This window comes from Belnapia mucosa (genome assembly GCF_016775475.1).
GTDB classification, from domain to species: domain Bacteria; phylum Pseudomonadota; class Alphaproteobacteria; order Acetobacterales; family Acetobacteraceae; genus Belnapia; species Belnapia mucosa.
This window is the reverse complement of the sequence record NZ_JAEUXJ010000001.1, coordinates 480,241-503,658: the sequence shown is the minus strand read 5'-3', so window position 1 is coordinate 503,658 and position 23,418 is coordinate 480,241. Positions and strand designations below refer to the sequence as shown.

The window sequence follows — 23,418 nt, the reverse complement described above, 5'->3', positions numbered from 1 at the left end:
TAATAGGCGGTCAGATTCACGCACCGCTCACACAGGGTCTTGCTAATGGCACCGCAGCCGGTCGTCTCCTTCCTGAACGGGTCCACCCAGCAGGCCTTCATCGGCGCCAACCAGGTGCTGACCCTGCGCTTCGACAATGCGGCATCGGGCGCGGAGACCGGCTACACCCCCTATATCGACCTGATCCTGCCGACCAATGGCATGGACGGGACCGGCTTCGGCAATACCCCCATCAACGACGGCGTCAGCTTCGTCTCGGCCACCTATCTCGGCATGAGCCTGACGGCGCAGCAGGTCGAGTTCGATGCGACCGGCCGTGCCATCCATCCCTTCGCCAAGGACGCCAGCGGCAACCCCGTGGTCCTGACCGGCACGCCGGGCACGACGCTGCTGGTGCTCAGCCTGCCCTTCGGCAGCTTCACCACCAGCCAGACGCCGGCCGATATCGCGCTGACGCTGAACGTCTCGAACCTCGCCGATCTCGGCCAAGTCCTGGCGGTGACGGCGAAGGGCGGCTTTGCCTATGGCGCCGACCCCTTCAACAACCCGACCACCGACCCCGTCATCACCGGCCCCGCCGCCAGCCTGTCCATCGACCCGGTCGTGGCGAAGCTGAAGGTCATCTATGTCGGGCCGGAGCAGGAGACGGCGACGGGCCCCTCCTACCCGCGCGAATGGGTGGTGAAGGGCGACCTCGCCAGCGGCCAGAGCTTCACGAATTTCACCCTCAGCGACACCACGCCGGACGGCGTCGTCGTCACGGGCGCGCATCTCGAGATCAACGGCGTCACCATTGCGACGCCGGTGACCATCGTGCAGAACGCGGATGGCACCACCAGCCTGACCGGCATCTTCCCCGGCACCCTCACCGGCGGCAGCCAGGTGCCGACCATGGTGATCGACTGGTACGTCACCGAATTCCTGCATGACGGCACGCCGGTGCTCGACCCCTCGACCGGCAGCTTCCGGCCGATGCTGGACGATGCCCGGCTCCAGGCCGACTGGGCGCCGATCGACACCCGCGACGCCAACCCGACCCGTATCGACCTGAACCCCTCGGGCGCCGAGGACATCGTCACCGCCAAGTCCATCGCCATCCAGAAGAGCGTCGCTTTCATCGGCGGCGATGCCGACCACAATGGCGTGCCGGACTGGCAGCCGCATGGCGTGCTGGCCTATACGCTGAACGGCCAGGTCTCGAACTACTTCGAGCTGGGCGGGCTGGTGGTCAAGGACAGCCTGCGCGACGGCCAGAGCTTCGATGCCAGCTTCGCCCCGACGGTGGTGATCCGCGAGGGCGGGCAGATCATCTATCAGGGCTCGGTGCTCTATACGCTCGGCGCCAAGTCGGCCGATGGCACCACCGCGCTCCAGTTCGACATTTCCCAGACCTTGGCCAATGCCGGGCTGGACCGGGTGCTGGATGGCAATGGCGGCGGGCTCGGCGCGGTGCCGCATGCCGCCACCTACAACCAGGCGACCATCCAGGTGGTGTTTCATAGCACCCTGGACACGACCTGGACCGGGGCGGTGCCAGGCGACCCGATGGTCGACCAGGGCGACACCGTCCGCAACGACGTGCTCTATGACGGCAATGTCTACCTCACGGGCAACACCGCCGAGGATGACAGCCATGCCAGCGTGACGCTGCCGATCAACCATGTCTCGAAGTCGATCTTCGCCATCAACGGCGACACGACGAAGGGCACGACCGGCTTCGCCACCCCGTCCAAGGTGCAGGCCGGCGACCTCATCACCTTCCGCCTCGGCCTCGACATCCCGCTGACCTCCTCGCATGTGGTCAAGCTGAAGGACTACCTGCCGCTGCCGGTCCTGAAGGCGATGGATCCGGATGCGGACGGCACACCGAGCGGCTACAGCTTCCTCGGCACCTTCGATCCGAACGCGCTGATGACCGCGGGCAGCGTCGTCTACGGGCCGACCGACACCTTCCACACCCAGGTCATCGGTGTCACCCCGACCATCACCGCCGATGCGTCCGGCAATTCCCTCACGCTCGACTTCGGCGCGACGACGAACGGCAGCTATCCCGCCACCCATCTCGACCTGCTGGTGACGCTGCGCGTCAACGACCAGGCCTTCGGCGACGGGCTGCTGCTGACCAACCAGGTCACCTCATCCGAGGCCAATTCGCAACTCGGCGGCGCCGAGGACAATGCGATCATCCAGTTCGTCCTGGGCGAGCCGGCGCTGAAGGTGACGAAGGGGATCATCGGCGTCGACAACCCAGCCGGGACCTTCCTCAACGCGACCACCAACGATGCCAGCCTCGGCCCGGTCAGCTTCACCGCGCCGGGCAGCAGCGGCGTGCGCTTCAGCGGAACGATTAACAGCACCAACCTGGCGAGCAAGCCGGTCGATGCCAATCTCAGCTATGCCGATGCGGGCGACCGGATTTCGTTCGCCATCATCGTCGAGAACAAGGGCCAGGGCTGGAAGGGCACCTTTGACACGCTGGTGCATGACACGCTGCCGCCCGGCTTCGTGATCCCGCCTGGCGGGCTGAACCTGCAGGCCACCAACGGCACCGGCGCCATGCTCGCCGCGACCGGCGACCTGTTCGGCGCCGGCCTCGAGATCACCGACGGCACTAACCAGGGCGGCATCGGGGCCTTTGATCCGACCAGCGGCAAGAACATCGCGGTCATCACTTATGACCTCGTGCTGGCGAACAGTCTGGCGACGCCGCAGCAAGGGCTGACCAACACCGCCGCCGTCACCCATTACGCCGCCGAGGAAGGCGGCATCGACCGCACCCCCTACGATACCCTGCCGCTGACCGACACCGCCAAGGTGACGGTGCTGCCGACGATCACCAAGGTCGTCACCAGCACCGGCCTCACCGACACCACCGCGGCCAAGGGCAATGCAGGCATCGCCGACCTCGCCATCGGCGAGACGGTCACCTACACCATCACGCTGCGCATGCCGGAAGGCGTGATGAGCCAGGTGCGGCTGGATGATCTGCTGCCAAACACGACGGAGCAGATCAAGGCGATCTCCGGCACCGTCACCGCGATCGGCAACAATCTCGCCAGCACCGATGACGGTTTCAAAATCGGACAGATTGCGACGCTCGGTGATGCGAACAAAGACGGGGTGAAGGACAAGCTCAGCTTCGACTTCGGCACCGTCACCAATATCGTCGACAATCGGAACGACGCCAATGACACCATCACCGTGCAGGTGGTCGGCCAGCTAACGAAGAGCAGCCTGAACGCTGCCGGCGACGTGGCGGTGAACACCGCGACGCTGAGCGAGGCCGACCCGAACAATCCGGGCGGCCGCCTGTCGCAAAGCGCCACCGCCTCGGTCGAGGTGGTGGCGCCGCATCTCGCCATCAGCAAGACGGTCAGCGCCGGCAGCGTCGATGCCGGCGATACGGTGACCTATACCATCACCATCACCAACCCGCATTCGGCCTCGGGCTTCGATGCGGCGGCCTATGACCTGCGGATCACCGACGATCTGAGCAAGGTCGGCCCGACCCTTCAATACATCCCCGGCACGGCGGTCGTGACCAGCGGCACTGCGACCGTCACCAGCGCCCCGGGCGATGCCAGCCTCCTCGTTTCGGCGGCGAAGCTGGATGTGGACCAGTCGATTGTCATCAAGGCGCAGGCCAAGGTGATCGACACCGCGATCAGCGGCCAGACGATCAACAACACGGCCACTGTCACCGGCTCCTCTCTCCCCGGCAGCGACGATCCGGAGGAAAAGACCTACACCCCCCTCAGCAGCACTAAGGGCGTGCTGATCACCAACTCGACGATCTCCAAGACCGTCTTCGCCACCGGCTATGACGATACGGCCGCCAGCGAGGGCAATAAGTCCTACCAGGACGTGAAGGTGAACGAGGTCGTCACCTTCCGCATCACGCTCACCCTGCCGGAAGGCGAGAGCGTGAACTACCGCATCATCGACCAGCTCGCCGATTCCATCGCCACCGGCACCACCGGCGGTCAGCTTCTCTATATCCCCAACTCGGCGAGGGTCGTCAGCATCGGCGGCAATCTCTACACCGATAGCGCCTTCAGCAGCGCGCTGACCGAGGCCGATGTCAAGATTACGCCGACGAACGGCACTGGCACAAATGTCGATCCTGCCTCGACCGATATCGTCACCTGGTCCTTCGGCAAATGGTCTTCCGGAAGCTGGTCTCCTGGTAATATCTACAACAAGTCAGACAACCAGGCCGGCACCCCGGCCGACCAGATCGTGCTGGAGTTGCAGGCCAAGGCCTCGGACATCGCCGCCAACCAGTCGGGCGATGTGCTGACGAACGACGCCAAGGTGCAATACGACTATCCCAACAGCACCGGCTCCGGCACATCCCCAGCCACCGTCAACGCCACCCAGGTGAAGCTGGATTTCGTCCAGCCGAAGCTCCTTGTCACCAAGACCGCCTCCGCCACCACGGGCGATGCCGGCGACATCTTCACCTATACCGTCACGATCGCGCATGACACGACCACCGCGACGAAGAGCACGGCGGCCGCCTATGATCTCGACCTGACCGATGCCATTCAGCCTGGACTGCAATATGTCGCCGGTAGCCTTACCAAAAACACCGGCACGGCGAGCGTCAACGACGACGGCAAGCTGACCTTCCACCTCGACCATCTCGCCCTCGGCAGTGCCGTCATCCTGACGTATCAGGCGAAGCTGCTCGACAGCGTGGTCAACAGCCAGGTCGTCCCGAATACCGCCTATCTCGACTACCAGACCGCAACGCCGGCCCAGGACGCGACCGGCGGCCGGCAGCTGAATGCCAATGCCAGCCTGCCGGTCAATGTCGTCATCGCCGACACGGTGACGAAGTCGATCATCGCGACGGATAATGCCTATACCACCGGCAGCAACCTCGCGGTCGGCGAGACGGTGACCTACCTTCTCACCGCGACGCTCGGCGAGGGCAGCCAGCACCTGATCCTGAAGGACACGCTGCCGACCGGCCTCACCTATCTCTCCTCGCAGGTGATGGCGATCAATGGCATCACCGGCTCCCAGCTAGCGGTCGGCGCAGCCGGCAGCGTGAGCGGCAATGTCCTCACCTTCGATTTCGGCGACATCGTCAATCCGGGCGACAACAATGCCGCGACCGGCAGCGTGCAGGTGCAGGTGGTGGCGAAGGTCGCGGCCGGGACGGCCGCAGCCACGGTCCTGACCAACACCGCGACCCTGGCGCCGCTCGACGGCAGCAACCCCTATGGGGTCAACCCGAACACGGCGATGACGGTGCAGACCGCGGCCGTCAGCTCCACCGTGGTTGCGGGCCAGATCGGCAATCTCGCCTTCGGGGACCTGAACGCCAATGGCGTGCAGGATAGCGGGGAGATAGGCCTCGCCGGCGTGAAGGTTGATCTCTACAGCGTTGCGACGAATCAGCTCATCGGCACCCAGACGACCGGCGGCAACGGCACTTATCTCTTCACCAACCTCGTCCCCGGCGCCTACCGCGAGGTCTTCACCGCGCCCGGCGGTGCAACCTGGTTCGCCTCGCCGCAGGGAAAAGGCGCGCCCGCGACGGACAGCGACCCGGATTCCGCCGGCAACGGCCCGACGATCACCATCACCGACAGCCAGTCGGACCTGACGCATGACGCGGGCTTCTACCGCAAGGTCACGATCGGCGACCGCGCCTTCGTCGATGCGAATGGCAATGGCGTGCAGGACGCCACCGAGGCGGGCCTCGCCAACGTCACCGTCAACCTGCTGGATGCCTCGGGCAACGCCATCAGCGGCAAGACGACCACCACCGACGGCAACGGGAACTACAGCTTCACCGACCTGATACCAGGCAGCTATGGCGTGCAGTTTGTTGCGCCGGCAGGCGGCCATGTCCTGACCGGCAAGGATGCCGGCGGCGACGACGCCAAGGACAGCGATGCCGATCCGACCACCGGCAAGACGACCTCGCTGCTCTATAACTCCGGGGCGGTGGACAACACGCGTGATGCCGGTTTCTACATCCCGGCCAAGCTCGGCAATTTTGCTTGGGTCGATGCCAATGGCAACGGCACTCAGGACAGCGGCGAGCAGGGGCTGGCCGGCGTCACGGTGAAGCTCTTTGCCTGGGGCTCCAGCACCGCGCTGCAGACGGCGGTGACCGATGCCAATGGCGCCTATAGCTTCGCCGGCCTCAAGCCGGGCGACTATTACGAGACCTTCACCGCGCCGAACGGTTATGTGCTGACCAGGACCGGCCTTGGCGGCGCGGCGGCCGATAGCGATCCGAACGGCACCGGGACGGCGAGTGGCACGGGCAGCAAGATCACCCTCGCCTCGGGCGACAATGATACCAGCCACGATGCCGGCTTCTATGCGCCGATCACCATCGGCGATAAGGTCTTCTACGACCTCAATGGCAATGGCATGCAGGATGCCGGCGAGGCCGGGATCGGCGGCGTCACGGTTACCCTGCTGAACGGCAGCGACCAGGCGCTGACCAGCACCACCACCAACGCCAATGGCCTCTACAGCTTCGGCAACCTCGCGCCCGGTGACTACGCGGTGCGTTTCGCCACCCCGGCCGGCTACACCACCACCAGCCAGGACGCCGGCGCCGACGATCTCGACAGCGATATCAACCAGAATGGCACGACGGTCGCGAAGACCTATGCCTCGGGCGCGAATGACACGACCGGGGATGCCGGTTTCTGGAAGCCGGCCGCCATCGGCGACAAGGTCTTCCTCGATGCCAATGGCAATGGCGTGCAGGACACCGGTGAGCAGGGCGTCGACGGCATCACGGTGCAGCTTTACAAAAGCGGGGTCTTCACCAGCTCGACCGTCACCGGCAATGGTGGTGCCTATTCCTTCACAGGTCTGGTCCCCGGCAACTACCAGGTGAAGTTTGTCACCTCCGGTGGCTATCAGATCACTCTGGCGGATCAGGGCGGTGACGACGCCAGGGATAGCGATGCCGATCCGACGACAGGCCTGACGGGCACCTATGCCCTCGCGGCAGGGACCACCACGACGACTGCGGATGCCGGCCTCTATCTGCCTGCGACCATCGGAGATCTGGCGTTTGAGGACAAGAACGGCAACGGCATCCTGGATTCCGGCGAGGGCGGCGTCGCCAATCTTGGCGTCAAGCTCGTCAACGACCTGACCGGCGAAAGCTACACCACCACCACCGATGCGAACGGCGCCTACAGCTTCACCGGCCTGCGGCCCGGGACCTACCATGAGGAGTTCACCAAGCCCTCCGGCTGGGTCTTCACCCCGAACGACAAGGGCACGGCGGCGACCGACAGCGACGCGAACCCGGCGACCGGCATTGCCCCCGCTTTCAGCATCAGCTCGGGCGACAGCGACCTGACCCATGATGTCGGGCTCTACCGCCCGATCAGCATTGGCAATCGCGTCTTCGCCGATATGAACGCCAATGGCGTGCAGGATGCGGGCGACCAGCCCCTGGCCGGTGTGACGGTGACGCTGCTGGACAGCGCCGGCAACCCGATCTCGGGCAAGACCGTGACCACCGGTGCCGATGGGGGCTACCTGTTCAGCGGCCTCGCCCCCGGCCAGTATGGCGTGCAGTTCGTGAGGCCCACGAGCTATGTCGCCTCGGCCCAGGATGCGGCGGCCGACGACCAGGACAGCGATGCCGATACGGCCACCGGCAAGACGGCGATCAAGACCTATGTCTCGGGCGACCAGGACAATACGGTCGATGCCGGCTTTTACCAGCCGACCGGCCTCGGCGATCGCGTCTTCCTCGATGTTAATGGCAACGGCATCCAGGACAATGGCGAGCAGGGCATCGACGGCGTCACCGTCACGCTGCTGGACGGCAGCGGCAATGCCCTCCCCGGCCGCGTCACCACCACCGCAGGCGGCGGCTTCTATCACTTCGCCGGCCTCGTCCCGGGCGAGTACAAGGTGCAGTTCTCCGCGCCCAGCGGCTATGCCATCACCCTTGCCGATCGCGGCCTGGATGACGCGGCCGATAGCGATGCGAGCCCGCTGACCGGCATCACCGGCACCCATACCCTGGTCTCCGGCCAGACCGACAACAGCGTCGATGCCGGTCTCTACCAGCCGGTCACCATCGGCGACCGCGCCTGGGTGGATGTGAACGGCAATGGCGTGCAGGATTTGGGTGAGCCCGGCCTCGCCCATGTCCTCGTCACCCTGGTGAACGACCTTACCGGCGCGACCGTCAGCCAGGAGACGGATGCGGACGGGAACTACCTCTTCACCAACCTCCTGCCCGGCACCTATCACGAGATCTTCACGGCCCCGGCGGGTTATGTCTTCACCCGCAGCGGCGCCGGCACGACGGCGACCGACAGCGACGCGAATGCCGCGGGCCTTGGCGCCAGCTTCGCCATCGGCAGCGGCGAGACCGACCGCACGCATGATGCCGGGCTCTATATCCCGCCGAAGATCGGCGGCACCGTCTCGCTCGTGCTGCCGCCCGGCATCTGCGACTACAAGCGCCCGGATGCGGTCTTCGCCGGCGTGACGGTCGAGCTGCTGGACGTGAACGGCCATGTGGTGGCGACCACCACCACCCGCAGCGATGGCACCTACCTGTTCGAGAACCTGGTCCCCGGCACCTATAGGGTGGAATTCATCGCCCCGGCCGGAACACAGTTCGCCGCCGGCGTCGGCGCGGACGGCCTCAGCGCCAGCATGGCAACGGTGAGCGGCGATGCCTTCACCTATGTCGATGCCGGGCTCAGCCACCTCACCGGCACCATCTTCGACCAGCCGGCGACGGTGCTGACCTCGCCCTGGGCCTATGATGCGAACACCGCCGTCAATATCGCCTTCGAGGGTGCCGGTCAGGTCAATCTGAACGCGCCGGGCAGCTATGTGGTGGGCGGCCTCGGCGGCCTTACCGCCAGCAGCAACCAGGCCGGGCAGTACATCATCGGCGGACGCGGCAACAATCTGGAGCATGGCGGCTCCAACGGCGCCCAGCTCGGCGGCAGCGTGCTGGTCGGCGGTGCCGGCAACAATGTCTTCGAGGGCACCAGCGGCAACGACATCATCATCGGTGGCTGCGGCACCAACAACATGCAGGGCCTCGGCAGCGTCGGTGCCTCGGCCCCGCATGGGCTGGCCGGCTTCGATATCCTGGTCGGCGGCCCCTCGGCCGATATCATCGAGGGCAATAGCAGCCTCGCCCTAATGGTCGGCGGGGCCGGCAATGACGAGCTCAATGGCAATGGCACGATCGTCGGCGGCAGCAATGACGGCAGCGTCACCTATGCCGATGGCGCCATCACCAGCCTGGTCATCGGCGACCACCTGAAGCTCGGCGGTGGGGCGAATACCGTCATCTTCCAGAAGGGAGACGGGGTCCAATGGGTGGAGAATTTCCATCCCGCCGAGGGCGACAACCTGCAGATCTACGGCTATGCCGCGCCGGTGGCGGTCGGGAGCTATAACGGCTTCACCGTCCTGTATTTCGGCGGCAATGACGCGCTGGTCTTCAACCAGCCGGTCCCGCAGGAGCACCTGGCCTATTTCGCCGGCCAGAACAGCGCTCCTGGTGCCTATGGCCATTGGGCGCCGCTGCCGCCGACGCTGCTGACCACCGCCGTCACCAGCTACACCGGCACCCAGGGCGACGACATCGCCGTGGGCTCCTCCGCCGCGACGACCTTCTGGGCCGGCGCCGGGGATAATCTGCTGATCGGCGGCACCGGGAACGACACCTTCCATGGCGGCGCCGGCAACACGACCATGATCGGCAATGGCGGCACCGATCTCTATTACGGCGGCACCGGCGACGACCTCTACTATCTGAACAGCGCCGCCGAGACGATCGTCGAGCAGGCGAATGGCGGCCATGACATGGTGGTGGCCGGCTTCAGCCTGACGCTGGCGGATAATGTCGAGAACCTGATCCTCTCCATCGGGGCAGGCGATCTCGACGGCACCGGCAATGCCTCGGACAATGTCCTGGTCGGCAATGGCGGGGTCAATATGCTCAAGGGCCTCGAGGGGAATGACAACCTCGCGGGCAATGGCGGCAACGACAAGCTGCTGGGCGGCTTGGGCAACGACACGCTCGATGGCGGGACGGGCGGCGATGTCATGCTCGGCGGCGCCGGCGACGACACCTATGTGGTGGACGATGCCGGCGATCTGGTGATCGAGGTTGCGGGGGCCGGGACGGATACGGTGATCGTCCAGGGCAGCTTCGTTTCCTACACCCTCAACACCACGCTGGAAAATCTGGTGCTGCGCGGCAGCATCAGGCTCGGCACCGGCAACACGCTCGACAACCAGCTCACCGGCAGTGACGCCGACAACTGGCTGCTGGGCAAGGAGGGCAATGATACGCTCGATGGCGGCGTTGGCAGCGATGTGCTGTTCGGCGGCACCGGGGCCGACCTGTTCGTCTTCGGCCGGGGCCTCGGTTTCGACGTGGTCGGTGACTTCACCGCCGGCGCCGATCGCATCCTGCTGAAGGGCCTGGGCTTCGCCGACTTCGCCGATGTCGAGGCGCATCTGGCGGAAGTGAACGGGTCCAGCGTGATCGATCTCGGTGCCAATGGGGCCGTCACCCTGGTCGGGGTGGCCAATGCCTCCCTGACGGCCAGCGACTTCCTCTACGCCTGATCCCTACCCGCCCGGCTGGCCAGGAATGGCCGGCCGAGCAGCCAGCCGGCGACGACCAGCAGGGCCATCGCCCCCCCATGCCAGAGCAGGATCATCACTGCGGCGTCGAGGTGATGGAACAGGCTCAGCCCAGCCGAGCAGAGCGCGGCCGAGGCGAGGCCACCCAGCAGCAGCACCGGCCCGGGCCGCACCGGCCCGGCATGGCGCAGCAGCCAGAACTGCGCCGCGGCCAGGGGTAGCCCCATGGCCAGGATGAAGCGCAGGCACCCCCAGCTGGTGCCCAGCTGCCCCTCCATCGGGCCGAGCCTGGCGAGATCGGCGAGGCACCCCCAGCCCAGGCTGACGAACCAGACCAGCAGCGCCGGCACCGGCAGCAGAGCCCAGCGCCAGGATCGGTCCGGCCGCGCCAGCATCGCCGCGGCCAGCGCCGAGCCGCCACCGGCCAGGACCGAGGCCACCCATTGCGCGACCTCCTGCGGCATCAGCATCCGCTCCTGCAGGTCGTGCCGCAGCCCATGCGCCAGCACCGCCAGCCCGACCGCCCCGGCGGCGAGGCCGAGCCAGAGCGCCGCCTGCCGGCCCGGCGGGGCCATCCGCCGCACCGGGCGCAAGCCGCCCGCCAATTGGCCGATGAAGTCCTCGGTCCGCACCTAATCCTCCGCGCCCAGGCGCCGCCGCAGCGCCTTCACCGCCCGATGGGTCGCCACCTTCAGCGCGCCGACCGACATGCCGGACCGGGCGCTGGCCTCGGCCAGCGACAGGCCCTCCAATTTCGCCAGGCCGAGCGCGGTGCGCTGGGCCTCGCTGAGTTCGGCGACGGCGGCGCGCAATTCGGCCGATGCCACCCTCTCCTCCCCCTGGTTCGCTCCAGGGGTTGCCAAGGTTTCATGCCAATCCTCGATTGGTGATTCGCGGCCGCCACGGCGGGATTGCCGCCGCAGCCGGTCGATCGCCCGGCGCTCGCAGATGGCGACCAGCCAGGGGCGGATCGGCCGCGCCGGCTCATAGCTGTGGCGGAGCCGGTGGATGGTCAGCAGCGCATCCTGCACCGCATCCTCCGCCTCGGCCGCGTTGATGATGCGGCGGCGGGCGACGGCGCGCAGCAGCGGCAGGGCGGCGCGCAGCAGGCGGTCATAGGCGGCGGCGTCGCCGGCCTGCGCCGCTGCCATCCAGCCCTCCCACTCGCCTTCCGCCCCGACCATCAGCTGTTCAGGCGGCCAGGGCGGGACGCGTCGCGCGCCAGGCATGCGCCTTTTCATAGGCATCCGCCGCCTGAAACAGCAGCGGCTCGGCAAAGGGCTTGCCGACCAGTTGCATGGCGACCGGCAGCCCGCCCTCGCCGAAGCCGGTCGGGACGGTGATGCCGGGCCAGCCGGTGACGTTGAAGGGAATGGTGAAATTGGGCTTCTCGAGGAAGGCCCATTTCGGCACGGCCTCGATCCGCGGCGCCTCACCCGGCTGGGCGGCGGTCAGCAGCAGGTCGCAATCAGCCATGGCCGCCTCGGTCGCGGCGATCAGCGCCCGGCGCTGCTTCTGCGCCTGGAGGTAGTCGGCGCCGGAAAGCAGGCCGCCCAGGACCAGCCGGTCCCGCATCAGCTCGCCATAGAGGTTGGGGTCGCGGCGCATCCAGGTCTCATGCACGGCGAAAGCCTCGGCGAGGAGGATGATCCAGCCGCAGGCATTGAAGGCAGCGAGCGAGGGCAGCGTGATCTCCCTCACTTCCGCCCCCTCGGCACGGAAGAATTCGGCGGCGGCGTTGATGCCGGCCAGCGTCGCCGGGCTGACCGGATTGTCCGTCTCATGGAAATGTCGGACCAGGCCGATTCGCAGCCCCTTCACGCCGCGGCCGAGGCCGGCACGGAAATCCGGCACCGACCGGTTGGCGCTGGCCGGGTCGGCCGCATCATGGCCGGCCATGGCCTGGAGGAGGATGGCGCAGTCCTCCACGGTCCAGGCCATCGGCCCGGCATGGTCGAGGCTCTGGGCGAGCGGCAGGATGCCGGCGCGGGAGCAGAGGCCATAGGTCGGCTTGATGCCGGTGATGCCGCACAGCGCCGCCGGGCCGCGGATCGAGCCGCCGGTATCCGACCCAGTCCCGCCCAGCACCATCCCCGAGGCAACGGCAGCGCCGGTGCCGGAGGAGGAGCCGGCGGTGAAGTGGTCCGGATTCCAGGGATTGCGGGCCGGCGGCCAGGGCAGGTCGAAGCTCGGTCCACCGAAAGCGAATTCATGCGTCGCCAGCTTGCCGAGCATCACCACCCCGGCGGCCGCCAGCTTCGCCACGGTGGTGGCATCGGCGGACGGCACATGGTCCTGCAATACCCGGGAATGGCCCGTGGTCGGGATGCCGGCCGTGCCGTAGATGTCCTTATGAGCGAAGGGGATGCCGTCGAGCGGCCCGCGCGGGCCCTCCTTCATGATGCGCGCCTCGGCCGCCCGCGCCGCCGCACGCGCCTCCTCCGGCATCAGGCGGATGAAGGCATGCAGCGTGCCATCCAGCCGTTCCGCCCGCGCCAGGCAGGCCTCGGTCAGCTCGACCGGGGAGAGCTTGCGGGCGGCGATCAGCGCCGCGGCCTCGGCGATGCTCGGGATCATTGGCCGGCCTCCGCCGAGAAGGTGGTGGCCGGCTCCGCCTCGGCCTCGGGCAGCGGAGTGCGGATCAGTACCTGCATCGCGGCGAGGCCGGGCAGCGCCGGCAGGATGCCGGCCCGCTGTGCCGGGCTGAGGGGAATGCCGGCGCGGGCGAGCAGCGCTTCGAATTCGGCTTCGGTGATTTCGGGCGGCATAGGGCTCCCCCTGGAGAAGGTGTGATCGGTGGGGAGTATGCCGTGTTTCCCCGGCCCGGAAACCATCCCGCCAGCCCGGTTGCGCGGCGCCGTCCGCGAGGGTTAGTCTGAGGTCGGAAACGAAAGCGGAGCCGCAAGCCGGCACCGCGATAAGGGCCGAACGGCCCGTATCGGGGAGGAAGGCGATGAAACTCGGCGACGCAATCGCGGAGATTATGAAGCGCGAGGGGATCGAGATCCTCACGGGCTATCCGGTGAACCACCTGATCGAGCATGCCGCGGCGCGCGATATCCGCCCGGTGATGGTCCGGCAGGAGCGGATCGGCCTGCACATGGCCGATGCGATCTCCCGCGTCACCTCGGGCCGCAAGCTCGGCGCCTTCTGCATGCAACACGGGCCGGGCAGCGAGAATGCCTATGGCGGCGTCGCCCAGGCCTACGGCGAGAGCGTGCCCATCCTCGTCCTGCCGATGGGCTATCCGCGCCGCATTGCCCATGTGGACCCGAACTTCAACTCGACCAGCGCGATGCGCGGCATCACCAAGAGCGCCGAGCCGATCACCCTCGCCGCCGAGGTGCCGAACATCCTCCGCCGCGCCTTCACCCGGCTGCGCAACGGCCGCGGCGGGCCGGTGCTGGTCGAGATTCCGACCGATATGTGGAATGAGGAGGTGCCGGAGCCGCTCGACTACCAGCCGGTGATGGCGACGCGCTACGGGCCCGATCCAGCGGATGTGAAGCGCGCGGCACGGATGCTGGCGGATGCGAAGCGGCCGGTGATCTATGCCGGCACCGGCGTCCATTGGGCCCAGGCCTGGCCGCAGCTCAAGGCCCTTGCCGAACTACTGGCAGCGCCGGTGACGACCAGCCTCGGCGGCAAGTCCTCCTTCAACGAGGACCATCCTTTGAGCCTCGGCTCCGGCGGCCTCGCCATGCCGAGGCCGGTGCGGCACTTCCTCGACCAGGCGGATGTGATCCTCGGCATCGGCTGCTCCTTCACCGAGACCAATTTCGGCGTCCGCATGCCGAAGGGCCCGCGCATCATCCATGCGACGTTGGACCCGATGCATCTGAACAAGGATGTCCGGGCGGAGATCGGCCTCATCGGCGATGCCGCGCTGACCCTGGATGCGCTGCTCGCCGAGCTCGCCGGCCATGCGCCGCGCGACCAGGTTGCGGTTGCCGCCGAAATCCAGTCCATTCGCGAGCCCTGGCTCGCCGAATGGATGCCGAAGCTCACGCATAACGACGCGCCACTGAACCCCTATCGGGTGCTCTGGGACCTCCAGCACACGGTGGACCGCGACAACACGATCATCACCCATGACGCCGGCAGCCCGCGCGACCAGCTCTCGCCCTTCTGGAAGTCCACTACCCCCCTCTCCTATCTCGGCTGGGGCAAGACGACGCAGCTCGGCTACGGGCTCGGCCTCGCCATGGGGGCGAAGCTGGCGGCGCCGGAGAAGCTTTGCATCAATGTCTGGGGCGATGCCGCGATCGGCTTCACGGGGATGGATTTCGAGACCTGCGTGCGCGAGCGCATCCCGATCATGTCCGTGCTGCTGAACAACTTCTCCATGGCGATCGAGCTGAAGGTGATGCCGGTCAGCACGGAGAAATACCGCAGCACCGACATCTCCGGCGACTATGCCGCCATGGCCCGCGCCTTCGGCGGCCATGGCGAGCGGGTGACCGAGCCTTCGGAGATCATCCCGGCCATCCGGCGCGGCATCGAGAAGACGCAGCAGGGCATTCCCGTGCTGCTGGAATTCATCACCTCCAAGGAGACGCAGGTCTCCCGCTTCGCCTGAACGATAAACAAGCCGCGTCCATCAGGGAGGACCAATGGCCAGCGTCGAGATCCGCAATGTCCGGAAAGCCTTCGGGCCCGTGCAGGTGCTGCATGGTGTCAATGTCGATATCGCGGATGGGGAATTCGTGGTGCTGGTCGGGCCGTCGGGCTGCGGCAAGTCCACCCTGCTGCGCATGCTGGCGGGGCTCGAGAACATCACCAGCGGGGAGATCGCCATCGGCCCGCGCGTGGTGAACAACGTGCCGCCGAAGGACCGGGACATCGCCATGGTGTTCCAGAACTACGCGCTCTATCCGCATATGACCGTTTTCGACAACATGGCCTTTTCCATGAAGCTGGCCAAGGCGCCGAAGGCGGTGATGGAGCAGGAGGTCGGCCGCGCGGCCAGGATCCTGGGGCTGGAGGCGCTGCTGCAGCGCTACCCGCGCCAGCTCTCGGGCGGCCAGCGGCAGCGCGTCGCCATGGGCCGCGCCATCGTCCGCAACCCGCAGGTCTTCCTCTTCGACGAGCCGCTCTCCAACCTCGATGCCAAGCTGCGGGTGCAGATGCGGGCCGAGATCAAGGAGCTGCACCAGCGGCTGCGGGTTACCACCGTCTATGTGACGCATGACCAGATCGAGGCCATGACCATGGCCGACAAGATCGTCGTGATGAATGGCGGCCATGTCGAGCAGGCCGGCCCGCCGCTCGAACTCTATGACCGCCCGGCCAACCTCTTCGTCGCCGGCTTCATCGGCTCGCCGGCGATGAACCTGGTGAAGGGCGGCCCGGGCGAAGGCGGCTTCCAGGCCGAAGGCGGTGCGGTACTGCCCCTGCCGGGCAGCGCCCGCGGCGAGGCCGGCATCTACGGCATCCGCCCCGAACACATCCAGCTGCGCGAGGACGGCATCCCGGCGACCGTGGTGCTGGTCGAGCCCACCGGCTCTGAGACCCAGGTGATCGCCCGCATCGGCGAGACGCCGCTGACCTGCGCCTTCCGCGAAAGGGTGACGGCGCGGCCGGGCGAGACCATCCGCATCATGCCGGAAATGGGGCTGGTGCATCTGTTCGAGGCCGGCTCCGGCCGGCGGCTTGCCGCCTGAACCATAAACAACCGGGGGAAACAGAAGAATGCACATTATCCAACGGCGCGCCGCCCTGAAGCTCGGCCTTTCCGCCGCCGCCCTCTCCGCCTTCAGCGCCTCGGCCCAGTCGCAGATCCAGGCCGCGGATGCGCCGGAGCCGCGCCTGCAGATCGAGAGCGGCGCCACGCTGCGGATGCTGCGCCCGGTCCGCTTCGTCCAGCCGGATGAGGAGGTGTTCCGCGCCAATGCGGCGAAATTCACCCAGAAGACCGGCGTGCAGGTCCGCGTCGATTTCGTCGGCTGGGAGGACATCACGCAGCAGACCGCAGTGACGGCCAATACCGGCGCCGGGCCCGACATGATCATCGGCTTCGGCGACGCGCCGCATATCTACCAGGACAAGCTGGTTGAGCTGACCGATGTCGCCGAATACGCAGGCAAGCGCTACGGCGGCTGGCTGGCCCTCGCCGAGCGCTACGGCAAGAAGCACGGCACCAACTCCTGGATCGGCCTGCCCTTCGGCGCGACGGCGGGCCCGACCGTCTACCGCAAGTCGGCCGTCAGCGCCGCCGGCTTCGACCGAATCCCCGATGACCATGCCAGTTATCTCGACCTTTGCAAGAAGCTGAAGGCGGCGAACAAGCCGGCCGGCTTCGCCCTCGGCAATGCGGTCGGTGACGGCAACGGCTTCGCCAACTGGCTGATCTGGTCGCATGGCGGCTTCCTCGTGGACGAGGAAGGCAAGGTCGCGATCAACAGCAAGGAAACGATCAACGCCCTGAACTACCTGAAGGAGCTATACCCGACCTTCGTGCCGGGCACGCTCTCCTGGGGTGATATCAGCAACAACCGCGCCTATGCCGCGAGCGAATGCTGGATGACGGCGAATGGTGTCTCGCTCTATTTCAGCATCAAGAACGACCCGGCGACGGCGCCCATCGCTCAGGACACCGAGCATCAGGAGTTGCCGAAAGGCGTTCTGAGCGCTTCGCCCATGGCGGGGCTGACGCTGAACGCCATGGTGTTCAAGCACAGCCGTTACCCCAACGCCTCCAAAGCCTTCCTGCAATTCATGCTGGAGCGGGAGCAGTACGATCCCTGGTTGAACGCGAACCTCGGATACTGGGCGCATCCGCTGGCGAATTACGACGCCAGCGCGGTCTGGACCAGCGACCCGAAGGTGGCGCTGTTCAGGAACACCATGCGCAGCACCTTCTACAACGGCTATAAGGGCCCGCTTTCCGAGGCGACGGGCGCCGCGACGGCCGATTACGTGATGGTGCAGATGTGCGCCGCCGTTGCCTCCGGCCAGGCGACGCCCGAAGCCGCGGCACGCGAGGCCGAGCGCCGCGCCCGCCGCTACTTCCGCCGCTGAGCCGCGCGGGCGGCGCCCCCGCGGCGCCGCCCCCGATCGGGGAGCCAAGCATGTCCGCCACCACCGCCGTGACCTGGAGCCGGCCGAATCAGCAGCCGAATTGGCTGGTCCGGCTGTTCGACTGGAAGCCCTTTCTTGCATTTGCCTGCCTGCTGCCGGCGGCCGGCCTGCTGCTGGTCTTTCTCACCTATCCCCTGGGCCTCGGCATCTGGCTCGCCTTCACCGACACCACCATCGGCCGCAGCGGCTACTGGGTGGGGATCGAGAACTTCCAGTACCTGCTGGAAGACCCTTTGTGGTGGAATGCGGTCTTCTACAGCGTCTTCTACACGGGCGTGGCGACCTTCGGGAAGTTCGCCCTCGGCCTTTGGCTGGCGCTGCTGCTGAACAACCACCTGCCCTTCAAGTCGCTGCTCCGGGCCATCATCCTGCTGCCCTGGATCGTTCCGACGGTGCTCTCCGCCATTGCCTTCTGGTGGATCTACGACCCGCAATTCTCGATCATCTCCTTCCTGCTGGTCGAGAAGCTCGGCCTGCTCAGCAGCAATATCGACTTCCTCGGCAGCGCCTGGCCGGCGCGCTTCTCGCTGATCGCGGCGAATATCTGGCGCGGCATCCCCTTCGTCGCCATCTCGCTGCTGGCGGGGCTGCAGACCATCTCGCCCTCGCTCTACGAGGCGGCGCTGCTCGACGGCTCCACCGCCTGGCAGCGCTTCCGCTTCATCACCTTCCCGATGCTGCTGCCGATCCTGGCGATCGTCATGACCTTCAGCATCATCTTCACCTTCACCGACTTCCAGCTGGTCTACGCGATCACCCGCGGCGGGCCGGTGAACTCCACCCATCTGCTGGCGACGCTCGCCTTCCAGCGCGGCATCCCCGGCGGACAGCTTGGCGAGGGCGCGGCCATCGCCGTCTCGATGATCCCTTTCCTCGTCTTCGCAACGCTCTTCAGCTATTTCGGCCTCGCCCGGCGCAAGTGGCAGCAAGGAGAAGGCAATGACTGACGCCGCCGTACTGCCCGAAGCCGCCCAGAGCAACGCCGCCACCGCCCAGCCGGAGACCATGGCCTGGGACAGCAAGGCGCGCCGGATGGTGACGCTCTATTTGCCGCTGGCCTGCTTCGTCATCATCCTGCTGTTTCCCTTCTATTGGATGACGGTGACGGCCTTCAAACCAAATGCGGAGCTGTTCGACTACAAGACCTACAATCCCTTTTGGATCGGCTCGCCGACCCTCGACCACATCAAGCACCTGCTGTTCAACACCGCCTATCCGCACTGGCTGGTGACGACGATGACGGTGGCCATCTGCGCCACCTTCCTCTCGCTCTTCTCCTCGACGCTTGCGGCCTACGCAATCCAGCGGCTGCGCTTCAAGGGCAGCCAGTATGTCGGGCTGGCGATCTACCTCGCCTATCTCGTGCCGCCCTCGATCCTCTTCATCCCGCTGGCGACCATGGTCTATCGCCTCGGGCTGTTCGACAGCCCACTGGCGCTGATCCTCACCTACCCGACCTTCCTGGTGCCCTTCTGCACCTGGCTGCTGATCGGCTACTTCAAGTCGATCCCCTATGAGCTCGAGGAATGCGCGCTGATCGACGGCGCGACGCGGCTGCAGATCCTGCGCCAGATTACCCTGCCGCTGGCCGTGCCGGGGCTGATCTCGGCTGGCATCTTCAGCTTCACCCTGTCCTGGAACGAGTTCATCTACGCCCTCGCCTTCATCCAGAGCAGCGAGAACAAGACCGTCCCCGTCGCCATCCTGACCGAGCTGGTCTCCGGCGACGTCTATCAATGGGGCGCGCTGATGGCGGGCAGCCTCCTAGGCTCGCTGCCCGTCGCCATCTTCTATTCCTTCTTCGTCGACTACTACGTCTCCTCCCTCACCGGCGCGGTGAAGGAATAGCCGGCTACAGCTTCCGACCCAGGGCCGCGACATAGCCGCGGTTGTGGGTCGGGGTGAGCCAGACCTCGTTCATCGTCACATGCGGCGGCAGCGTCGCCACAGTGAGCAGCAGCTCGGCGCAATCCGCCGGCTGCAGCATCTGGTTCAGCTCCTCCTGGCTCAGCGGATTGGGCCGCTTCTTCAGGATCTCGGTATTCACCTCGCCGGGGCAGAAGGCGGTGGAGCGGATGCCGTTGACGCATTCCTCCATGTTGATGCTGTGGCTCATGGCGACGACGCCGTGCTTCGCCGCCGAGTAGCCGCCGCCGCTCATCACCCCGACATGACGCCCGGCCATGGAGGCGGTGTGGATCATCACGCCGCCGCCCTGGACCCGCATGATCGGCAGCACCGCCCGCGCCACATAGAAGGCCGAAGAAAGGTTGCCATGGATCAGCTCGTCGATCCCCTCCGGGCTGATGCGCTTCCAGTCCCGCTCCGTAATGTTCAGCCCCGCATTGCTGACCAGCAGGTCCAGCCGGCCGAATTCGGTGCCGATCCAGTCTGCCACCCGTTGCACCTCCGCCGAGCGCATCAGGTCGGCCGGCTGCACATGGACGGTGCCGCCCGCGGCGCGGATTCGGCCGGCCACTTCCTCCAGCTTCTCCTGCCGGCGGCCGGTGATGACGGTCACGGCGCCTTCCGCCGCGAAACGCTCCGCCACCGCCTCGCCGATGCCGCTGCCCGCGCCGGTCACCCAGGCGATCTTCCCCGCTAGCTTGCCCATCGCATCCTCCCATGTTGCGCGGGAAGGCTAGCCCCGCCTCGCCGTCTTGTGGAGCCGCCCCCGCCATGCTTCGCTTGCCGCCAGGGATGGAACGGAGGATGCGATGAAGGTCGCCCGGATCGAGACACTGCGCGCGGATGCGGGCTGGCGGCTATTCTCCTTCCTCAAGGTCACCACCGATGACGGGCTGGTCGGCTGGTCCGAATACAACGAGAGCTTCGGCAGCACCGGCCTTTCCGCCGTCATCGATGGCCTCTCCCCCCTGGTGATCGGCCGCGACCCGACCCGGTGGGAGGAGGTGACGGCTTGGCTGCATGTGATGACGCGGCAGTCGCGGGGCGGGCTGAACCAGCAGGCTATTGCCGCGATCGAGAATGCGCTGCTCGACATCGCCGCCCGCGCCCGGGGCATCTCCGTCGCCGCGCTGTTCGGCGGCCCGATCCGGGAACGCATCCCGGTCTACTGGTCGCATTTCGGCAGCTATCGCGTGCGAAATGCCAGGCATATGGGCGTGCCGCCGCTGACCGATTACGAGGAGGTCGCCCGCCATGCCGCCGAGGTGAAGGCGGCCGGCTTCCGCGGCCTCAAGACCAATATCCTCATCCCCGGCGCCGACAGCCTGCTCTATCAATACTCGCCCGGCTTCGGCCGCCATGCCGGCTGGCCGGAGCTCAACTGGGACAACAAGACCCTCGCCCAGCTCAAGCACCATCTGCGCACCATCCGGGAGGCGGTGGGGCCCGAGATGGGCATCCATCTCGATACCAACTTCCACTTCCGCACCGAAGGCTTCCAGCGCGTCGCCGAGGCCGTGGCCGAGTTCGACCTGACCTGGCTCGAGATCGACTCCCATGACGCCGCCGCGCTGGCCACGATCAAGCGCATGGCCCCCTGCCCCATCGCCTCCTGCGAGACGCTGCATGGCCGCCGCGAATTCCGCCCCTTCCTCGAGCAATACGCCATGGATGTCGGTATCGTCGACGTCATCTGGAACGGCATCGCGGAGTCGATGAAGATCGCCGCGATGTGCGACGTCTACGAGGTCAACTGCGCGCCGCACAACTTCTACGGCAACCTCTGCAGCATGATCAGCGCGACCTTCAGCGCCTGCATCCCCAATCTCCGGGTCATGGAGATCGACATCGACAGCGTCTCCTGGCGCGACGAATTCACCCCACCGCCGGTGATCGAGAATGGCGAGCTGGTAATGCCGACGGGCCCCGGCTGGGGCGTCGAGGTGAACGAGGCCGCGATCCGCGCGCGGCCGCCGAAGTAAGAGGGAAGAACTTATGGCCAAGTACCGAATCGTCACGCCGGCCGGCGCCAGCTTCACCGTCGCCGGCGGCGGCTACGCGCTGGAGAGCGAGGCGCTGGAAGGCCTCGACGCCGAGATCGTCGAGGCGCCGACCGATACTGCCGGCTTCATCGCCGCCGCGAAGGATGCCGATGCGATCTACGCCAAGGGCATCCCGATCACGAAAGAGATCATCGACAGCCTCGAGCGCTGCAAGGTCATCACGCTCGGCAGCGTCGGCGTGGACAGCGTCGACGTGAAGGCGGCGACGGCCCGCGGCATCCCCGTCACCAACATCCCCGACACCTTCATCGAGGAGGTCGCCGACCATGCAATGACCCTGCTGCTGGCCGGCTTCCGCCGCCTGATCGAGCAGGACAAGATGGTGCGCGACGGCCGCTGGAAGGAAGGCCGCCCGGCGCTGCTGAAGATTCCGCGCCTGATGGGCCAGACCCTCGGCTTCATCTCCTTCGGCCGCGTCGCCCGGGCCGTGGCGAAGCGCGCCGCCCCCTTCGGCCTCCGGATGATCGCCTATGACCCCTTCGTCGAGGAGATGCTGATCTCGGAATATGGGGTGCAGCCGGCGACGCTGACCGAGGTGCTGAGCCAGTCCGACTTCGTCAGCATGCATGCCCCGGCCCGGCCGGAAGTGCACCATATGCTGAAGGAGCAGCATTTCCGCCTGATGAAGCCGAGCGCGATCTTCATCAATACCGGCCGCGGCCCGACCGTGCAGGAGGAGGCGCTGATCAAGGCGCTCCAGGAAGGCTGGATCGCCCATGCCGCGCTCGACGTGCTCGAGGTCGAGCCTCCCTCGCATAACAACCCGCTGCTGCGCATGGAGAATGTGACGCTGACCGCCCATGTCGCCTCCGCCTCGGCGCGCTTCGATGAGGCGCGGAAGCGGCGCGTGGGGCATGAGCTGGCCCTCGTCCTCCAGGGCAAATGGCCGATGAGCTGCGTCAACCCGGCGGTGCTGCAGAACACCGCATTGCAGCGCTGGCAGCCCATCGGCATGGGCCGCGGCCCGAACAGCTAGGAGAATGACCATGACCACCCAATACGCCGTCGTCACCGGCGCCGGCTCCGGCGTCGGCCGGGCCGCGGCGCTGGCCCTGCTGGGCGGCGGCTGGACCGTCGCCTTGGCCGGCCGGCGCAAGGACGCGCTGGAGGAAACGGTCGGCCTCGCCGGCGATGCCGCCTCCCGCGCCCTGCCCGTCCCGACCGATGTCGGCGACCCGAAATCGGTCAATGCCCTGTTCGACAAGCTGAAGGCGGAGTGGGGCCGGCTCGACTTCCTCTTCAACAATGCGGGCGGCAATGTCCCGGCCGGGCCGATCGAGGACCTGGCCTATGAGGACTGGGCGCGGGTCGTCCAGGTGAACCTGACCGGCAGCTTCCTCTGCGCCCAGGCCGCCTTCCGCATCATGAAGAACCAGTCCCCCCAGGGCGGCCGCATCGTCAACAATGGCAGCATCAGCGCCCATGTGCCGCGGCCGGAGAGCGTCGCCTATACCTCGACCAAGCATGCCATCACCGGCCTCACCAAGACCCTGGCCCTGGATGGCCGGGCCTTCGACATCGTCAGCGGCCAGGTCGATATCGGCAATGCGGCGACGCCGATGACGGCGCGGATGGCGAAGGGCGTGAAGCAGGCCAATGGCGAGATGAAGGTGGAGCCCACCTTCGACGTCGCCCATGTCGGCAGCACGATCCTGATGATGGCGAACCTGCCGCTGGATGCGAATATCCAGTTCGTCACCATCACCGCATCCAAGATGCCCTGGATCGCCCGGGGCTGACG

14 protein-coding genes are annotated in these 23,418 nt (G+C 66.8%); 9 read left to right on the top strand and 5 right to left on the bottom strand.

Translation table 11 applies throughout. The annotated features are described in order from the left end of the window. The first annotated feature begins 45 nt into the window (after positions 1-45). Positions 46-10,608 carry an SdrD B-like domain-containing protein gene (locus tag JMJ55_RS02380; RefSeq protein ID WP_202823878.1) on the top strand — a complete coding sequence of 3,521 codons (10,563 nt, stop codon included), beginning with the start codon at positions 46-48 and terminating at the stop codon, positions 10,606-10,608. On the opposite strand, the gene JMJ55_RS02375 is transcribed toward JMJ55_RS02380, so the two are convergent. From JMJ55_RS02375 to JMJ55_RS02360, 4 genes are read right to left on the bottom strand one after another with little or no spacing between them, the layout of a single operon-like run. Continuing rightward, the gene (locus JMJ55_RS02375) at positions 10,599-11,258 is read right to left on the bottom strand and encodes an NrsF family protein (RefSeq protein WP_202823877.1); all 660 of its coding nucleotides are present in this window, start codon (positions 11,256-11,258) and stop codon (positions 10,599-10,601) included. The genes JMJ55_RS02380 and JMJ55_RS02375 overlap by 10 nt on opposite strands. Continuing rightward, positions 11,259-11,855 carry an RNA polymerase sigma factor gene (locus JMJ55_RS02370; protein WP_236033319.1) on the bottom strand — a complete coding sequence of 199 codons (597 nt, stop codon included), beginning with the start codon at positions 11,853-11,855 and terminating at the stop codon, positions 11,259-11,261. It abuts the gene before it with no gap. Next, positions 11,818-13,203, bottom strand: coding sequence for an amidase (locus JMJ55_RS02365; RefSeq protein ID WP_202823876.1), 1,386 nt, complete (start codon positions 13,201-13,203; stop codon positions 11,818-11,820). The genes JMJ55_RS02370 and JMJ55_RS02365 overlap by 38 nt, the downstream gene beginning before the upstream one ends. Then, a complete protein-coding gene (locus tag JMJ55_RS02360) occupies positions 13,200-13,394 on the bottom strand; it encodes a hypothetical protein (RefSeq protein WP_202823875.1) in 195 nt (64 codons plus the stop codon). The genes JMJ55_RS02365 and JMJ55_RS02360 overlap by 4 nt, the downstream gene beginning before the upstream one ends. A gap of 107 nt (positions 13,395-13,501) precedes the next feature. Here JMJ55_RS02360 and JMJ55_RS02355 point away from each other — a divergent pair, with 107 nt between their 5' ends. From JMJ55_RS02355 to JMJ55_RS02335, 5 genes are read left to right on the top strand one after another with little or no spacing between them, the layout of a single operon-like run. Beyond that, positions 13,502-15,205, top strand: coding sequence for a thiamine pyrophosphate-requiring protein (locus JMJ55_RS02355; RefSeq protein ID WP_268885239.1), 1,704 nt, complete (start codon positions 13,502-13,504; stop codon positions 15,203-15,205). A 34-nt stretch (positions 15,206-15,239) separates the two neighbouring features. Further along, positions 15,240-16,289, top strand: a complete 1,050-nt coding sequence (locus tag JMJ55_RS02350) for an ABC transporter ATP-binding protein (protein ID WP_202823873.1) — start codon at positions 15,240-15,242, stop codon at positions 16,287-16,289. A gap of 28 nt (positions 16,290-16,317) precedes the next feature. Continuing rightward, positions 16,318-17,646, top strand: a complete 1,329-nt coding sequence (locus JMJ55_RS02345; protein WP_202823872.1) for an ABC transporter substrate-binding protein — start codon at positions 16,318-16,320, stop codon at positions 17,644-17,646. 50 nt (positions 17,647-17,696) lie between these two features. Then, a complete protein-coding gene (locus JMJ55_RS02340; RefSeq protein ID WP_202823871.1) occupies positions 17,697-18,653 on the top strand; it encodes a carbohydrate ABC transporter permease in 957 nt (318 codons plus the stop codon). Next, complete coding sequence (locus JMJ55_RS02335) at positions 18,646-19,554, top strand: carbohydrate ABC transporter permease (protein WP_202823870.1); 909 nt, start codon at positions 18,646-18,648, stop codon at positions 19,552-19,554. Before JMJ55_RS02340 ends, JMJ55_RS02335 begins: the two co-directional genes overlap by 8 nt. A gap of 4 nt (positions 19,555-19,558) precedes the next feature. Here JMJ55_RS02335 and JMJ55_RS02330 read toward each other — a convergent pair whose 3' ends face one another. Continuing rightward, positions 19,559-20,320, bottom strand: a complete 762-nt coding sequence (locus JMJ55_RS02330; RefSeq protein WP_202823869.1) for an SDR family oxidoreductase — start codon at positions 20,318-20,320, stop codon at positions 19,559-19,561. 103 nt (positions 20,321-20,423) lie between these two features. Here JMJ55_RS02330 and JMJ55_RS02325 point away from each other — a divergent pair, with 103 nt between their 5' ends. The 3 genes from JMJ55_RS02325 to JMJ55_RS02315 are packed head-to-tail and all read left to right on the top strand — an operon-like array spanning position 20,424 to position 23,416. Next, positions 20,424-21,596, top strand: a complete 1,173-nt coding sequence (locus tag JMJ55_RS02325) for a mandelate racemase/muconate lactonizing enzyme family protein (protein WP_202823868.1) — start codon at positions 20,424-20,426, stop codon at positions 21,594-21,596. Positions 21,597-21,609: 13 nt separating this feature from the next. Next, positions 21,610-22,653, top strand: coding sequence for a C-terminal binding protein (locus tag JMJ55_RS02320; RefSeq protein ID WP_202823867.1), 1,044 nt, complete (start codon positions 21,610-21,612; stop codon positions 22,651-22,653). 10 nt (positions 22,654-22,663) lie between these two features. Beyond that, entirely contained in the window at positions 22,664-23,416 is a 753-nt protein-coding gene (locus JMJ55_RS02315; protein ID WP_202823866.1) for an SDR family oxidoreductase, read from the top strand. Positions 23,417-23,418: the final 2 nt, after the last annotated feature.

Excerpts from the sequence above, each read along its gene's own strand:
- JMJ55_RS02380 (WP_202823878.1), top strand. The coding sequence starts at position 46 with ATGGCACCGCAGCCGGTCGTCTCCTTCCTGAACGGGTCCACCCAGCAG.
- JMJ55_RS02370 (WP_236033319.1), bottom strand. The coding sequence starts at position 11,855 with ATGCCTGGCGCGCGACGCGTCCCGCCCTGGCCGCCTGAACAGCTGATG.
- JMJ55_RS02365 (WP_202823876.1), bottom strand. The coding sequence starts at position 13,203 with ATGATCCCGAGCATCGCCGAGGCCGCGGCGCTGATCGCCGCCCGCAAG.
- JMJ55_RS02360 (WP_202823875.1), bottom strand. The coding sequence starts at position 13,394 with ATGCCGCCCGAAATCACCGAAGCCGAATTCGAAGCGCTGCTCGCCCGC.
- JMJ55_RS02350 (WP_202823873.1), top strand. The coding sequence starts at position 15,240 with ATGGCCAGCGTCGAGATCCGCAATGTCCGGAAAGCCTTCGGGCCCGTG.
- JMJ55_RS02345 (WP_202823872.1), top strand. The coding sequence starts at position 16,318 with ATGCACATTATCCAACGGCGCGCCGCCCTGAAGCTCGGCCTTTCCGCC.
- JMJ55_RS02340 (WP_202823871.1), top strand. The coding sequence starts at position 17,697 with ATGTCCGCCACCACCGCCGTGACCTGGAGCCGGCCGAATCAGCAGCCG.
- JMJ55_RS02335 (WP_202823870.1), top strand. The coding sequence starts at position 18,646 with ATGACTGACGCCGCCGTACTGCCCGAAGCCGCCCAGAGCAACGCCGCC.
- JMJ55_RS02330 (WP_202823869.1), bottom strand. The coding sequence starts at position 20,320 with ATGGGCAAGCTAGCGGGGAAGATCGCCTGGGTGACCGGCGCGGGCAGC.
- JMJ55_RS02325 (WP_202823868.1), top strand. The coding sequence starts at position 20,424 with ATGAAGGTCGCCCGGATCGAGACACTGCGCGCGGATGCGGGCTGGCGG.
- JMJ55_RS02320 (WP_202823867.1), top strand. The coding sequence starts at position 21,610 with ATGGCCAAGTACCGAATCGTCACGCCGGCCGGCGCCAGCTTCACCGTC.
- JMJ55_RS02315 (WP_202823866.1), top strand. The coding sequence starts at position 22,664 with ATGACCACCCAATACGCCGTCGTCACCGGCGCCGGCTCCGGCGTCGGC.